This is a genomic window from Vibrio sp. McD22-P3 (genome assembly GCF_021568915.1).
Classification (GTDB): domain Bacteria; phylum Pseudomonadota; class Gammaproteobacteria; order Enterobacterales; family Vibrionaceae; genus Vibrio; species Vibrio mediterranei.
In genome coordinates, this window is the sequence record NZ_JAKGTN010000020.1 from 26,609 (window position 1) to 41,857 (window position 15,249).

A 15,249-nucleotide genomic window follows, 5' to 3' on the forward strand; every position below is an offset into this window, starting at 1 on the left:
GTAGGTTATTATTGGTTTTCATCGCTAATAGTCGTAATCTAACTGCACAGAAAAAAACTGATTATTTTGCTCATACCTGCCCTGAACACCAATTAAGTTTTTACTTTGTTCGATGTTTCTCGAACCATAATCGTTATATTGATAAGCCACATTAACGGCAAGAGCTGCATTAATTTGATAGTTCAAACCAACGCCAACATTGAAGATATCGTTAACAGGTAAGTCAGGGTACAGCTTAGTATCGTCCGACTGAGGGTTAGTCGCGTAGCTCGTCCCAAAGTCTAGGCGATAACGTTCGTTTATGTGGTACCTTCCACCTAGAGCAAACGTGTAAACATTGTCAAACTCTCGATTATAGACGCCCTTTGGTATGCCAGAGTCTACTTCCACATAAGTAACGTTATAGTCACCCCAAAACTCCATTCCCACACTCCAAGCTAAATCGAACTTGGCGGTTAACTGATGAAACCCTGACAAATCAAGCTGCGCGGCATTGGGAATGTTCAAGCCCACGCTTCCCGAAGACCCATTAATACGAGTGTAATCTCCAGCTAAATCGTGTTTAATCTCTGAGCGATAAGCAAATCCGAATTGATCTTTCTCAGTAGGTTTAAATAAAAGCCCAGCATTAAATCCTGCATTCCAATCATCGGCGGAAATATTGATACGCTTGTTTAACACGTGCTCTTCTACCGTCATATATTCCACAGCTATACCAAGACCTACCGCCCATTGAGATGAAATTCGATAGGAAAATGAAGGATTCAGTTGAACAGACGTGAGGCTCACGTCGTTAAGCTGAGCACTCCCTTCCCAATTTGTTCCATAGTCCAACGATGCACCACCTGGGGCGGTAAGAGAAAACCCGATGGCTGTGCCTTGTTGCAGTTGCTTAACAATGAAGAAATTACCATAGGGCATTACTGACCCTGAATCGGGAGCATTGCCAATCCCAGATTGAGAATAATAGTCCACATCGTAAGCCATTACACCAAGAGAGGCGCTCAACGCATCTTTGCCTAAAACACTCATTCCTGCAGGGTTGGTATAAGCAATTGTCGCATTATCCGCAATCGCAGCACTCCCTGCTCCTGAGAGCGCCAAATTTCCATCACTTAATGCAGGAACGAGGATTACTGCTGATTTAGACGTCGCAGTTAAAACTAGTCCTGTCTGAGCCAAGCTAATTTGCTTCACCTTCATAAGCACACCCATATGAATCTTTGTAATTCTAAACTAGTAGAGATCTTCACGATCTCAACTCATAACTTCAATATCGTAGATATTTGCTCTCCTTGGGCACTGTCCATGTCTTGGGAATAATATTATTAACACCCTAGCAGTGGTTTTACTCACTTGGCTACACCTCAAAAGAGATGGTGGTAAATCAATTCAATTTGGCTTTTCAAATAACAATAAAAATTAAGTAGCCAGATTTTCACTAACACCTATACTAAATTTGTCTTTGATTCTATTTCAGTCAAAACGCAGCAAACAACTAGCAATGAGAGGTTTTACATGTATAAATCTAATCTTATGTACTTAACTTGTTTATCACTATCCTTATTATCAACAGCATGCACAACAGGGCAGTCTACAGACGAGAAAACAATGGGCTCATCGATGAGTTCATTACAACAGGAAACACTAGTCGTCAACGACTTTGGTTATGAGATTCAAACAGGTGATGACATTAGAACGCAATTTGATGCCTACCTAACGCCTGTATATAGAGAAACATATATTACTTCAGAACAAGCAAAAAAAATGAATCTAAAACCAGGCTATACATTTCATGTATATGATTTTCAATCCATTGATAAGTTAGACAAAAAAATCGCTGACAAAGTAAAAAAAGACAAACCCATTTATTTTACGGTTAACTACTATAAAAATGTTGTCGGTGATGATGACCATACAGAATATAACGCAAAAGTGACGTTTTATTAGAACAGTTATTATTGCTAGAATTTATTCAACATCAGTTATAGGTATTTCTTTTAACCAACATTGAAGATACCTATAACCCCTCTTAGATATATTCACCCCCGCTATTATCATGTAAATAACGGATATCGTTGAGTGCTGTTCAATTTTGGATTGTTGACCTTAATTCAACATCTAAAACCCAGTCCCTACTTGAAAATAGATTGCATTGTCATCTCTACTGGTAGCAATATCAACTCCTGAATGCAAGCCATATCGCCTTGCTATCAGGTACCGAAAACCAACCCCGTAAGCATATTGAATATCATCAGAAAAGAGCCTACTGGTTGATGACGATGCCGCCCCCCCTCCTCCAAAGGTAAGTAACGACCAACGAGGTGTCATTTTCCAAGTTAACTGAGCCTCGACGCTTGCCGTGACATTGCCTTGATATCGATTACGAGGGATCCCTCTTAAATCAATGAATGGGTATGCTGGAGGCGGTAAGAAACGCTCATCAGTGAATACTTCATTAAACAAACCTTTAAACCCTAAATTAAAAGAATCTCCTAAAGGGAAGTAGTGTATTCCACTAGCGGCTAGAAGGTTGAAGTCATAATCACTACCGACTACGCTATTAAACATCGTATATTCAAGAGTATAGTCTCCCCCTTCTGTTGGATAAAGAAAAGCATTCTTTGTATCGTACTCTAAATTCAATCCGAGCCCCGACACAAAAGGAGATGTATTGACCCATCGTTTAAGAATATCTGAAGCGCGGTTTGGCTCACTCACTTTGAATGTGGGGCTGAAAATCCGCTGTGCAGCACCAATGAATAAGGGAGAGTCACTGACTCTAAACTGCAATTTTTGCATCACACCATACCCCTGCATCTCCAATTCAACGCCTTGTGCGTTACTTTGAGAAAAAGGAGCATAAAAGTTCATATAAACATCTCCATAAAACAACGCGCCCTGGTAACGAATAGAGTCTTTTCCCCAAGTATGACGGTGAGCCAGCATGCCCGCTTTTGTTCCATTATCGGTAGCGATAGCGCCCACCAAGGTTATTGCAGGGGTCAAAAGTTTAGCTCCACCATCAACCGATTTTAGCGCTAACGCTTTACGTTTTTCTTTGGCCTCTTCTGATTCATGAAGAAACAATCCTACGACACCACCGCCATAACCAACTGCAGGCTCAGTGATCAAAACGGGAACAGGAAGAAACCCATACGCGTTTTCTGCAAGATAATCACCGACATCAAATTTCCCATCAATAGGATCGACGAAAGAGGTGGCCCATGTATAGGATGAAAAAGTACACACCATTACCACTATCAGTCGGTAAAAACGATATCGCATTGTCGAGAATCCTTTCGTTACGATTGTGTTTAGAAACGAAGTGAGATAGCTAACTACTGCACCATCGTTACAGGTCTTTACATCAAGTGGTGGATTAATTTAAATGCCTAAGAATGCAATCATGATAAGGACTATTTTCATGCTTGCAGAGCTCCACCCACCTCTGTGGCCAAAACACACGAGTCGTTTGATTAATCTCAATACACTCCATTGAGATGTTTTGAAAAACTAAGCTAGCTCCAACCTCAAACGAGTCTTGACTATTTAAATAGCATCTTTGTTGCAATTGACCTGACTCGGCTAGCTGATAAACCCAATTCTTTTCTCTAGGTAGATTAAATGCTTCAAAAAAGCCCCGATTCGCCTCAAGCGTCGTCTTTTTCTCTAGTTCCGTCGCCTTTTGTTCATCAGGCACTGCGGAAGATAGACATGACCAAAGGGTCACTAACGCCACCACTATCGTGTAATAAATGTTCAAACGTTGGCGCTCCTAGCTATCTGGTTTAAACCAAATGAAATATTCGTTATTTGGGTCCTGCTTCAATACCCAATTCATATACTCTAACCAGATATCGGGCTGTTTTTCATAAGCCGCCATTGTCGCAATATAAAAGGCCACTAATTTATCTTGCTCCAGTTTAGCCTGAGCGGCTCGTTCCTCTTTAACCGTTGGCACTAGGGTAAACAAATTAATCAATTCAGGCATAACTTCTGTAATAACAAGCTCATTTGTCCACTCGTCAAACTCCAGTAATGGGTAGTCATCCGTAATTAGCGGTGTATCAGTGTGCGCGAACTGTTCAAGTTCCTTTCGGCCTCCCACATAGGTCGCTAAAAGAGACTCGTAACTACTGACGCCCACCTCTAACAAAGAGGCCTCAATCTTAGGGTTAGAGGAGAAAAAGTTTGAGGCTTGATCAAAAGAGAGGGTTTGAGGTTCGTCGGAGCCAACCAACAACATTTCATGAACCTCAGTACTCCACAGCGTGACATATTTAAAGTTGTTAAGCATAGTTGCGACAATTGACCTTGACGCCTCAACACTTTGTGTAGCTATAGGCCACCACTGTGCCAACACTCCAGAGTCGGATAGACGCTTTTTCGCCAGTTTGTAAAAATCATCTGAGTACAGATTAGACACTCCCGATGCGGTGGGTGGTGGTGGCTCCAATGTAATGAGGTCGTATTTAGCGCCACTCCGACTTAACTGGTGTCGCCCATCCCCAATAAATACATCGATGTCTGACGACTGATTTGTTGCTAAGTAGTTTCCTTGGAAAAAACGAGTCGCTTCTCGCACTTCTGGCAACAGTTCAAATACATGCCTTACTTCCAAAGACTCTATATTGGTTAGCGCACCAGCCGTTATGCCTGTCCCTAAGCCTATCACCAACGCTTTTCTTGGCGGCTTAGGTGAGACCAAGGCAGGGATGTAACTTTGAAGGCGCATGTATCGAAGTGAAGCCATAACATCGCCTGTATTCGATACACCTTGGATGTAAAGACGACGAAACTTGCGCTTTCCTTCACCCTGCTCAATCACAGCGACAGTGTTTCCTATACCTTCCTTAAACCACAGGAGATTTCCACCTTCCTTCGCCACAAGCATTTCGGATAAACGATTCTTAGGAAGCACAGCGGTAGCGACAATAAGGAGTGTACATGTCGTCACAATTAATAAACGATATTGAGAAAAACGAGCAGCACAAACCACTACCAATAAGATTAGTCCACTGAGGACTTTAACCGTATTTATTGCTCCAATTAGGGGAACCAACCAAAATCCAACCACAAAGGTCGCAAGTACCCCAGCGATAGTATTGAAACCAAGTAACTCACCTGAAAAGCGCGCTTGTGACTGCTCATTTTTCTGAACTTTCAGCGCTAGAACAAAAACACACCCAAAGAAAAAAGCACCAAAAAACACAAAGAAAAAGGCAATGAAGATAAAGGCAATGGCATTGGATGCCATTGCCTGTCCAACAGTTTCAAAAATGAGAGATTTTATTGACAACTGTGTCTGCCATACGGCCTCGTTAATAAGTAAATACGGGAGAATCGTGGCTATCATAGCGCTCAACATAACAACTAGTAATGCGGCATAACTTTTTTCTGGCGACATTTTTAGGCGGTTAGCAGTGAAGTTCCCCACCATTAAACCTAATAGCAAAACACTTAATATCGTGGCATAAGCAAACGAGCGAGTGTTCATATATTGAACGACCGTTTGAATCCATATGATTTCCATTCCAATAGCAACAAATCCTGACGTCGCATAGAGTGCTATTAATGTTTTTCTATACACAATATGCCCCTGCTTATTAGCATAAGTAGCTGCGACTGGTGCATGCGTCTGAGTGATAAGGAAGTAGGAGGTCATTGCCAACATTAAGTTGACTGCAACAACAAGCCAAATAGAATGAATTATTCCCAGCAATGGCATCAGTATGGTCGGGGCGCTAAGAGCACCAATGACGGCACCTAGGATGTTCATGCCATACAAAGTACTTGCAATCGTCTTCTTCAGCTCTATCTCTAGCCAACGAATTAACAGTAAAAGAGTGCCGCCCATAAAAAAAGGAGGGACAGCCAACAGCAATGAATAAACCAGAAGTGCCTTATCTCCCAATGTGTCCTCAAGAGATAGGTAGGGGTCGATGCCCAAATACAAAACACTACTTACAATTAGCGCGCTCAGAGCAACGCATACTTCGAGAGAAGCATATCCAAGACTTAAGTTCTTAATTCGATTGACATATCGGGAAAAACATAAGGACCCAAGACCGACTCCTAATAAGAAACCACCGATGACAATACTCGTGGCATACACATCAATCCCAATAACCAGAGCCAACTGCTTATACCAAAGGGTCTGAAAAGCTAAAGAGCAAAACCCTGATACAGCGGCAAACACACCACCCACTACTATTGGCTTCATATTAAACATCATCCTGATTACTTATTATCTGTTTGTTATTGTTATCTATTTTTAAGTTTAGAGCGGCTAAAGAAAAACGCCACCCGTTCTTTGATTTTAACCCTCTGATTGTCACTGAAAGCCTGCTCCATCACCTTCTCTCTCAGCGCATCATTACTACACACCTCTGTATATAAATTAATATTCTTAGTGTGACGAGTTTTATGGCGATACAACAGACTCAACCATCCCAGGCCGCCGCTAAATAAATAACGAACGACATTCCTTACCATGTTAATGACAGTGTTGTGGTAACGATAACCCACAAGGAGAATAGCAGTGACGGCAATGAGGATGGCCCAGTGATTCAGTAGAAATTGTTTTAGACTAAAACCAGCATCCACTTGCAATGGCTTAAACTGATAGCTTTCCAGTTCCTGCACGGAAGGCTTCCACCATCTCAGTATTTCTCCTCCCAAGTGGTAGCGACCACTTTCTTTGATGGTGTAAGTTAAAGTCTGCTGCAGCTCTGCAAAATTATCATTACGACTGTTCACATCCTGCAATTGTGGACTGCCTATTTGAATGGTGTAGTGAGCGCTCTTGTTAGGGACAAAGTCGGGAAATATGAGACTCGTACTGTCTTCAGCACGTATGACTATCTTTCTTGTTACAATATCGCCAACCTTATAATTTGGCTTTTGACCATCCCAAGTCTCATTGACATCCACGTTATCCGACACCAAAATATCCCCCAATTGTTGGGTTTCAGGGGGCTGTGATACCACTAACGTAAAAGCTTGCGTTTCAAGTTTACTATCCTTGCCCTCGACTTGAGTGGTGATGCTCAGTGATGGGATGGTCAACACGCCAACATGAGTTGGATAGATATCAACAGTAAACGTTTGACTAACGTACTTAACACCTTGGTAATCGGTGAACGACGACACCACGTCTTTATCTTGCTGTAACACAAGCGCATGGTTAATTGCGGGAAGCCTATATACAGGCCCGTTCGTGAAATACGAATCCGTTAGTACACTCACGGACATAGCGACCCGTTGATTGACCGCGACCGTGTTTTTATTGTCAAAGTGAGTCAACACCAATGTACTTGCCTGCCCCAGCGATGAAAAAAAGAACAACAACAACAGGCATAACCGCATCTTTACTTTATTCACTGGACTTTCCTCGGTTAAATTCGTTTAAGAACTTTCTTCGAATAAAGTCTTCAGGATCTTTGCTGACGTCTCTTAACCATTTGTCCGTGGCCGCTTTATTCGCCAACACATCCTGTGCTTTTAGTGAAGACACAGGACGAACCCCTACGACCGTCTGTTTCTTGCCATTTGCAATTTCATCTTCATCAGGAGGTGGCTTGGATTCATTTTGTTGTGGGGGGCGACTATCATCATAAGACTGACTGAGGCGGTCAATTTTCTTGATTATACCCTCGACTATTTTTAGGTTATGTTGAGCCTCTTTATTGTTCGGCTCTATAGCTAACACCGCTTGATAATAACTCTGTGCTTTCTTGTATATGCCTCTCTGAGCCAAAGCGTTCGCCGCATTGTAAGTACCCTCCACCGAACCCACATTGACAAAGCCCTTTTCAGCACATTGGAATTTTTCTTGGTAATAACAACTGACCGCTCGCCACTCTTCATTTTCAAAAAGGGATTCTGCACTTTTGTAATCCCCCAAGTACATATAAATCATGGCCTGCTGGTCTTTAGTTAAAAAAACGTCTTTTATGTTAGCTTCAACATACGGTGTCCAAAGAAAGGGAACCATAACAAACCACGAGAACCTTAATGCCCACCCTTTTCGAAACCATAATGAGCTCAAAGCAACAATGAACACCAATAGCCAGTGTGATTCATCCGCCAACCCTTCTGGCGAAGAATGACCTCTCGCTATAAGTTCAAACAGGCTAGCCCTGAGCGTTAGAATGTCAAAGTTTGACGAACCTCCATCATAACTGTTGGAAGAAAGCGACTTAGCGACCTGCTCTCCCAGAGGGCCAAAATAGATGACATGACTTGTCACTTTTTTCTGACTTAAATAAGTCTTCAGCGCTTGTGGATCGTCTAGGCCGCCATCGGTCAAAAATAGCATATCGATTGACTCAGAGTCTTCAGGCAGTGTTGTTGACATCAGCCTTTCCAAAGATGCGACATCCCCTCCATTTAATGGCATGACTGATGGAGACAAATAAGACAGGTAAAGTAAATCCATCTTTGCATCGTCTGTGAAGGGCACCAGTTGATGTGAAGATCCTGAAAATGCCACAATACTGACAGGTCTTGAGACACCTGATTGCAATAACTGCTCAAGCAGCAATTTTGCTTTATCCAGACGTGAAGGCTGCACGTCCGTTTTTCGCATACTGTTAGACACATCAAGAACAATAAACAGGGGCGAATTGGGATAATACGTTGAGGATTTTGGCGCCCAAACAGGTCGAGCAAGTACGAATGCCAACAAAAGCATCACTACTAAGACCACAAAGGAGGGCGTCAAAATTGAAGTTCGCCTTGAAGCTTTAACAGTCAGTAGCTTCAGTAAATGCGGAGCAATAGCGCTACTTTTTTCACTTCCAACGCGTGCCTGCCAAAACAAATAACAAGCCAGTAGCGCTATCGGAATAAGGAACCACAAGAACGCAGGTGAAAGAAAGTAGATTGTGGTGCCCAAAAGTGTTAACGCCATTATGGTTTTCTCCATGCACTTACAATCAAATACACCCACATCAACAAGTTAAAACTCATCACCAAGGTCAAAATATAGGGATACAAATAAAGGTAGTTTGGTGTCGTAGAAATTTGAAATTGACTTGGTGCGATGTTATTGATTTGAGACAAAACATTCGACAGTGCATCGTTATCCTCGGCCTTAAATGCGCTTCCTTGTGTCAGGTTTGCGATAGACTGCAGCGTTTTAAAATCCACTCTATCTTGACCTTGCTTTTGTTCAACATTGCCAATAGCCAACGAATAGATTTTTATCCCTCTACTTTTTGCCACTTTAGCGGCTTCTACTGGCGGCAGTACGCTAGCGTTATCACTGCCATCAGTCACCAAAAGCAGTGCCTTTTCCTGTACTTTCGAATGTTCAAATGCTTTGATAGACAGTCCTATGGCATCTCCAATCGCCGTTGCCGAACCTGCTATTTCTACGTCCATACTGTCAAGGATTTCGCGCCAAGAGTCTAACTGGTCAGTAAACGGCACCATCAGATATGCGCCACTCCCAAACACAATGAGCCCTAATCGGTCCCCTTCTCGTTGCTTAGAAAAACTATCCATCAAGGATTTTAATCCCTCCCACCGAGACACCAGTTTACCAGGGGCTACCTCAAAGTCTTTTTTGTTCATTGACTTTGACATGTCTATCGCCACCATTAAGTCTCGCCCTGACTTCTTCTCGGTGGTTGGCTTGCCCACTAACACAGGCTCAGCAACACAAAGAACAAGCAACGCCCAGGTTAACAGCAATGACCATTTTTGAAGACGCTTTCTTTTGTCAACTTTGGCGATACTGGAGCCTTTACCACCATTAATCTTGATGACCTGTTCGTAGAACGGCGCTTTTATGACGGAGCGGCTTCGGCGATAAGGAGGGATAAGGTAGTACACCGCAACGGGCAGAAAAAACAGCATCAACCACCAAGGTTGCAGTAACATCATGAGCTTTTCTCCTCACGATGGTGCTTAACCCACTGGATCGCCACCAATCGACATTCTTGCCGTATTTCTATATCACCACGGTTCAACGATACTCCCGCATACTGCTCTCGCTCTAAAAACTGGATCATTTCCACTGTGAACTTCGCTTTATTTGAGTTCATTGTTTGGTTTAAGAATTGCCGCCAAGCCTCACCATATAAAGCCCCTCTGGCGCGTTTAGGAAAGGCACTGATGGCGGTCTGTTTCAGGATGTGGTTGAGCTGTCCATTCAAAGATTCATCATTAATGTGTTTCAGCTGAAACAGAGCGGTTCTTCGATACGCATTTCGTTTCCAAGTTTTGTAACATCGAACTATCACAAAGCCCGTTATCAACACAAAAACCAGCACTAATAACTTAGCCCCTATGGTTTGCGGCGCTAAACTCACCACGTCGGGCAAGACAATAGTGTTAAATCCTTCAGATTTGAGTAGATAGTTTCCAAAATTCTCTGGTTGAGGTACATCCAATGTCACCATCACGCTTTCCCTGTTATGAGTTTTGAAAGCTGCTTATAGGGCTCGTCTATCGTATCCACCATAGCAAACGAGAGCCCACTCCCACTTAATAGCTTTTGGATCTGCTCTATTTTTGCTTCGTTTTCTTTGCGAAATGACTCCATTGCTTTTTTCGACGTCGATAAGGACACTTGGGTAATACCATCGCTGATCGCTAAGTCCGTCGCTTGGCTGTAGTCAACCTCCAATGGGTCATACACGAGAAAAAAGAGGACATTGTGTTTATGAGTGATCAGTTTTAGAGTATCGAGCATAGCAAGGTCGATACTTTCTAGGTCGCTGATCACCACCAAGGTTCCATTGCTACTCAGTAGCCGAGTCGCGTCACTCACTATCTGTTTGAAGCGCAGATTAGCATCAGCTTTCTCAATCGCGGTGGATTTGTTAACTTCAAGCAAAGCTTGGTTAGATTTGACTATGACATCGAGATAGCGAGTAAACGGTTTCACTCCTCGCTTAGGGGGCACTACTTGATGTCCGTGCTTATCGACTACAATTCCACCGACTCGCTCGCCCTGCTCTAAAAAATGAAAGCCGAGTAGCGCAGCTAAATGTGCCGCCACAACCGACTTGGTATAAACCTTGGAACCAAATAGCATGCCTTCATTCTGGTTGCAGAGGATGACGGTCGGTTTATCCGTTTCTTGTGTGAACACTTTGACAATTTGCTTGCCTGAGCGAGACGAGGCTTTCCAATCAATATCTCTTGGATTATCTCCAAAACGAAACGGTCGCAGCTCATCGAAGTTATATCCTTGCCCCTTGAGTTTGGATTGAGCTCGTCCAGAGAACATTCCCCCACTTCTATAACGCTCATCAATCCTTAATTTTTTACTTTTGTTTCTTAAGTGGCGCAAACTATCCAAAGTGATGTGCAAACGTTCATCCATCATTCAATCACCGTAACGAAACCCATTGCGTTAGCTCTTTAATGACCTCTTTGGACGTAATGCCGTCAGCAATAGCATCATAGGTCAGTATGAGTCGATGCCCTAAAACGGAATCAATTACCGACAACACATCGTCTGGCTCAACATAATCCCGCCCTTCAAGAAGCGCTTTAACACGAGCGGCCTTATCTAATGCAATAGAGCCTCGAGGACTAATACCAATGTCTATCCATTTCGATAATGAAGAATCTGGGAACAGCGCCAAGTCGCGTGTTGCGTTGATCAAATCAACAATATAGTGCTCAATGGACTCAGAAGTCCGAATGGAGGTTAACTGATGACGAGCACTGTATATCAGCTCTGGCGAGACTTTTGATGGGGCTGTTGTTTGATTTTCTTCACCCTTGACCAACTGTAAAATCTTCAGCTCATTCTCAGGTGTGGGATAATCGACAACGACTTTCATCAAAAACCGATCTAATTGAGCCTCTGGAAGTGGATAAGTACCCTCCTGCTCGACGGGGTTTTGCGTGGCCAGTACCAAAAAAATATCAGGAAGTGGATGAGAAGTGCCATTAATGGTGACTTGCCTTTCTTCCATAGCTTCTAGAAGCGCAGACTGCACTTTAGGAGGTGCTCTGTTGATTTCATCAGCCAAAAGAATGTTGGTAAACACCGGACCTGAATTAAAAGTCATCTGGTTATTACTACTGAGCGTCTCGTAACCTACTACATCAGAAGGCATGAGATCGGGAGTGAACTGAATTCGATTTAAATCGACGGATAAACTCTTTGCTAAAGAACGCACGGAGCGTGTTTTAGCGGTACCAGGCAGGCCTTCCAGTAATATGTGCCCATTCGCAATAAGACCAATAAGCATCGACTCAACAACATGTTGTTGTCCAATAATTTGCTTACCAAGAGAGTGGGAAAGGGATTGTAGTTCTGATGCAGTACTTTTCGTGTCCATACGCTACCAATTAACTTAATCGATGATGCTCCTTGAGAAACAAGGAGCACCGAGTTAGGCCCTATTTGTCTTTGTGCTCACCCATAGCTTCTAGCTTATAGGCATCATCTTTCAGGTCTTTAAGTGACCATGAGCCTGGTTTTTGCGAGGCAGGGAACTCCTTAAATGTCATCACATACTCTTGCATGTGGGCCATCATGGAATACATGAATGGAATTTGATTCACCCACCAATCGCCATAGGTGGTCGAATCGTATGAGGCTCGTTCAAACGGATCCATTTTCAAATCCACTGGCATTGGTGTACGAAGCCAGGTGAATGGTTCAGCCCAAAGTTCGAGACCATTTCTATAGCCTCTCTGCTCGGCAAATGTCCATTTCAGCGACATTTCTTGGTTACCCGCTGTCACGTCATTGCGAACCGCGACTGGCTCTGCTTCTGAGGTATGATAGATAAACCATTTTCGTGGTGATTCATCCACTTTACCTTGTAAATATGGAAGCACGTTATAGCCATCTAGGTGCACTTTGAACTCTTTGTTGTTGGCCTTATAACCCCCTTTCAAGAGTTTTTCTTTAATATCTGGTTCACCTGCTGCTGCAAGAAGCGTTGGCATCCAATCAAGGTGTGCCACCATACCATCTAACACTTTACCGCCTTTAATGCCTCCATCAGTCCAGCGGATCATAAATGGAACACGGTATGCACCTTCATATTGTGTCTCTTTTTCTGCTCGGTATGGTGAGATACCGCCATCAGGCCAAGTATTGGTTTGAGGACCATTGTCCGTGCCATAGATAACAATGGTGTTATCTGCAATCCCTTTTTTATCAAGATAATCAAGAAGCTTGGCGACATGATTTGAGTGTTCGACCATACCATCGTTATAAAAGCCTCTTCCTGAAAGGCCTTTTGACTCAGGCTTGATATGTGTGCGGAAGTGCATTTTCGCTGCATTCCACCAAACGAAGAACGGCTTACCATCGGCTTGCGCTTTATCCATGAACTTCATCGCACGCTCAGTAATATCATCATCGATGGTTTGAATACGTTTGACCGTTAATGGCCCCGTATCAACAACCTTACCATCTGCGGTCGCATGAAGTACCCCACGTGGCCCAAATTTCTTTTTAAATTCAGCGGATTTAGGGTAGTTCGGATACTCAGGCTCTTCCATCGCATTTAAGTGGTAAAGAAAGCCATAAAACTCATCAAAACCATGCTTATTAGGCAACATATGGTCTTGGTCACCCAAGTGGTTTTTACCAAATTGACCGGTTGCGTAACCGTGGTTTTTTAGAGCTTCCGCAATGGTAATGTCATCGTCTGTCTGGCCCTGAGGAAAGCCTGGCATACCTACTTTTGTCATCCCCGTCCGAAGACCGCTTTGCCCTGTAATAAAGGAGGAGCGTCCTGCCGTACAAGACTGCTCACCATAGTAATCCGTAAACTTTATTCCCTCATTTGCAATACGATCAATACCATCGGTGGTGTACCCCATTTGACCACCGCTGTATGCACTGACATTCCAAAGACCAATATCATCCCCCCACATTACAAGAATGTTGGGCTTTTCAGCGGCATGTGCTGCTCCCAACATACTAGTAGCAAGGAGACCTGCCAACATAACTCTCTTCATAGATAAACTCCATTTCAGCGAATAGAACCAGTTTAAGAGTAATTTCTTAATCACCAGTTAACTGAAACCTAGGACATGAAGTTGATAATTTCTAGAAAAAAGCTCAAGACAAAGACATTCATTCTGACGTCGAGTTTGTCTAAAGAGAATACGCATTAATATCGATACGAACTTGTAAATTCAGTCATACTGTACAATATTTCCACTTGGTTAAGTGATTAAGAGGAATTGATTTTGAAACTAATAAAAATAACATTAAGCCTTCTTTTTACGATTATAATCTCAACTCCTTTGGCGCAAGCTGAGCAATCCTTAGCTAATTGGAATGATACCGTTCTTAAGCAACATATTATGGATTTTGTTGCTGATACAGTCGATGAATCCAGTGCTCAGTATAGACCACCGGAAGAGCGCATCGCTGTCTTTGATAATGACGGTACTCTTTGGAACGAAAAGCCTACTTACATTCATTTTCAAGCAGTCTTTCATACCTTAGGCGAGCAACTTAAAAGAGATAAGAGTCTCGCGACAAGGCAGCCCTGGGCAACGATTGCAAGTGGTAAACCAGACCTTTCTCATTACGGTCAGTTATTTGATATAGAGAGTTTTGGCTTAGATAGCATCGTCGAACAATTGCTTGGTGTTCCCTATTCCGGGATGACGAGCAGTGCCTTCATGAAACACAACGAGCAGTTTCTAAAAACATGGAAACACTCTAAATATGATGTGGGATATCAAGATTTAACTTACGCACCAATGAAGGAGCTGATAGATTACTTACATCAAAACCAGTTCAAAGTATTTATATTCACTGCAGATGAAGTTGATTTCTTGAGGCCGCTTAGCCAACAACTTTACGGTATTCCACCAGAAAGAGTATTTGGGACTTCTATTAAACACGACTTAACCTTCGAAAATGGAATTGGCGTATTAACTCGCTCTGCGCAGCCACTTTGGATTAATAACTGGGCACATAAATCTGAACTCATCCAGCGTACATTTGGTGAGTTAGTCCCAGTAATTGCTGTTGGCAATTCGAACGGAGACCAACAAATGCTTCATTATACCGCTAGCCATGGCGGCTTATCTTTGTGGCTACACCATGACGACCCAGAACGTGAAGATAAATACGACAAGCACACAGATGAATTGCAGAAACTAACAAGCAAAGGACTTATAAAACCGATTAATATGAGTACAGAATGGAAAGTAGTATTTTGATTAAGGTTAAGCACTTCTGTAATAGCTATTACACTTATTTTATATTTACATAGCATTCATTAACCCCGGTTGTCACTT

At 42.8% G+C, this 15,249-nt stretch carries 12 protein-coding genes; 2 read left to right on the top strand and 10 right to left on the bottom strand.

Annotation, left to right across the window (positions count from 1 at the left end; genetic code table 11):
- Positions 1–24: 24 nt before the first annotated feature.
- The gene (locus L2W36_RS20855; protein WP_236111457.1) at positions 25–1,203 is read right to left on the bottom strand and encodes an OmpP1/FadL family transporter; all 1,179 of its coding nucleotides are present in this window, start codon (positions 1,201–1,203) and stop codon (positions 25–27) included.
- Between the two features lie 420 nt (positions 1,204–1,623).
- Between L2W36_RS20855 and L2W36_RS20860 the strand changes: the two genes are divergently transcribed.
- On the top strand, positions 1,624–1,950 hold the full coding sequence (locus tag L2W36_RS20860; protein WP_236111458.1) for a hypothetical protein: 327 nt from the start codon (positions 1,624–1,626) through the stop codon (positions 1,948–1,950).
- A gap of 171 nt (positions 1,951–2,121) precedes the next feature.
- Here the strand turns inward: L2W36_RS20860 and L2W36_RS20865 are convergent, their stop codons facing one another.
- The 9 genes from L2W36_RS20865 to L2W36_RS20905 all read right to left on the bottom strand — a co-directional run bounded on the left by L2W36_RS20865 (position 2,122) and on the right by L2W36_RS20905 (position 13,950).
- Positions 2,122–3,288 (bottom strand): glyceraldehyde-3-phosphate dehydrogenase, encoded by a 1,167-nt coding sequence (locus tag L2W36_RS20865; RefSeq protein ID WP_236111460.1) that lies wholly within the window; start codon positions 3,286–3,288, stop codon positions 2,122–2,124.
- Positions 3,289–3,778: 490 nt separating this feature from the next.
- Positions 3,779–6,226: a fused MFS/spermidine synthase gene (locus tag L2W36_RS20870; RefSeq protein WP_236111462.1), complete on the bottom strand. Its 2,448-nt coding sequence runs from the start codon at positions 6,224–6,226 to the stop codon at positions 3,779–3,781.
- A gap of 41 nt (positions 6,227–6,267) precedes the next feature.
- Entirely contained in the window at positions 6,268–7,386 is a 1,119-nt protein-coding gene (locus tag L2W36_RS20875; RefSeq protein ID WP_236111464.1) for a BatD family protein, read from the bottom strand.
- Entirely contained in the window at positions 7,379–8,917 is a 1,539-nt protein-coding gene (locus L2W36_RS20880) for a vWA domain-containing protein (protein WP_236111466.1), read from the bottom strand. The genes L2W36_RS20875 and L2W36_RS20880 overlap by 8 nt, the downstream gene beginning before the upstream one ends.
- Positions 8,917–9,894, bottom strand: coding sequence for a VWA domain-containing protein (locus tag L2W36_RS20885; protein WP_236111468.1), 978 nt, complete (start codon positions 9,892–9,894; stop codon positions 8,917–8,919). Before L2W36_RS20885 ends, L2W36_RS20880 begins: the two co-directional genes overlap by 1 nt.
- A complete protein-coding gene (locus tag L2W36_RS20890; protein WP_236111469.1) occupies positions 9,891–10,412 on the bottom strand; it encodes a DUF4381 domain-containing protein in 522 nt (173 codons plus the stop codon). The genes L2W36_RS20885 and L2W36_RS20890 overlap by 4 nt, the downstream gene beginning before the upstream one ends.
- Positions 10,412–11,344: a DUF58 domain-containing protein gene (locus L2W36_RS20895; RefSeq protein WP_236111470.1), complete on the bottom strand. Its 933-nt coding sequence runs from the start codon at positions 11,342–11,344 to the stop codon at positions 10,412–10,414. Before L2W36_RS20895 ends, L2W36_RS20890 begins: the two co-directional genes overlap by 1 nt.
- Before the next feature lie 4 nt (positions 11,345–11,348).
- The gene (locus L2W36_RS20900) at positions 11,349–12,311 is read right to left on the bottom strand and encodes an AAA family ATPase (protein WP_236111472.1); all 963 of its coding nucleotides are present in this window, start codon (positions 12,309–12,311) and stop codon (positions 11,349–11,351) included.
- 61 nt (positions 12,312–12,372) lie between these two features.
- Positions 12,373–13,950: an arylsulfatase gene (locus L2W36_RS20905; protein WP_236111474.1), complete on the bottom strand. Its 1,578-nt coding sequence runs from the start codon at positions 13,948–13,950 to the stop codon at positions 12,373–12,375.
- A gap of 351 nt (positions 13,951–14,301) precedes the next feature.
- Between L2W36_RS20905 and L2W36_RS20910 the strand changes: the two genes are divergently transcribed.
- Positions 14,302–15,171, top strand: a complete 870-nt coding sequence (locus L2W36_RS20910; protein WP_236111476.1) for an HAD family hydrolase — start codon at positions 14,302–14,304, stop codon at positions 15,169–15,171.
- The last annotated feature ends 78 nt before the right edge of the window (positions 15,172–15,249 follow it).